Origin of the sequence: Streptomyces sp. SID13726 (assembly GCF_010548375.1) — a bacterium.
Taxonomy (GTDB): Bacteria; Actinomycetota; Actinomycetes; order Streptomycetales; family Streptomycetaceae; genus Streptomyces.
The window spans coordinates 1-996 of the sequence record NZ_JAAGLY010000061.1 but is presented as its reverse complement, the minus strand read 5'-3'; the positions used below and the strand labels follow the sequence as shown (position 1 = coordinate 996).

1 pseudogene is annotated in these 996 nt (G+C 79.7%); it reads left to right on the top strand.

What is annotated here, in order from left to right:
• A pseudogene (locus tag G3I78_RS46320) lies at positions 1-996 on the top strand (LuxR family transcriptional regulator); the annotation flags it as partial.

Genomic DNA, 996 nt, shown 5'->3' with positions numbered 1-996 from the left:
CTCGGACACCGCGCCCGCCGGCAGGCGCACGCCCTGCTGGCCCGCGCGGTGTCCGAGCCGGTGGAGCGGGCCCGGCATCTCGCCCACGCGCGCCCGTACGAGGACGAGAGCACCGCCCGCGTCCTGATGGCGGCGGCGGAGTCCGCCCGCCGCGACGGCGCCCCCGACACCGCCTTCGAACTGGCCGGTCTCGCCGCCCGCCGCACCCCCGCCGCCCTCGGGGCGGACCGCGCCGACCGGCTGCTGGCCGCCGCCGAGTACGCCTGCGACGCGGGGCGCCTGGAGGAGGCGGGCGAGGCCGCCGGGACCGTCCTCGCCGAGTCGGACTCCGCGCTGCGCCGGGTGCGGGCCCGGCTGATCCTGCTGCGCAACGCGGGTCAAGCGCTGGAAGGCGCCGGGGACTTGATCGAGGAGGGGCTCGAAGACGCCGCTGGTGACCCGGAGTCGGAGGCCCGGCTGCATCACTGGGCCGCCGTACGGGGCCTGTTGTGCGGGGAGCTGGAGGCCGCCGACCGGCATGCCCGGCAGGCGGCGCGGGCCGGGGACACGGACACCCGGATCGCGGCCCTCGCCACCCTCGCCCGCATCCGGTCGCTGGCCGGCGAGCCGCTCGCCGCGGACACCGCGCTCGAAGCGGCCCTCGCCCTGAGCGGCGGCACCGAGGGCGGCCCGGAGAGCTGGCGGCTGATCCGGATGCGGGCCATCCTCGCCCTGGACTCCGACCGGGTGCCCGAGGCGCACGCACAGCTGACCCGACTCCTCACGGCCGTGGGCGAGTTGGCCGGGGTGGAGGACGCCCTGGCGGCCCTGGTGGCGCTGACCCGGGTCCAGGTGCGCGCCGGCCACTGCCGGGAGGCGCTGCGCACCGCCGACCGCTGCTCGCGCGCCCTGGCCGAGGCGGGCGTACAGGCGGCTCCGGCGCTGTACGCGGCGGCGCTCGCGGCGACCGCGGGTGGCACCGCGGAGGCGGCCCGGCAGCTGGCGGCGCGGGCGGTG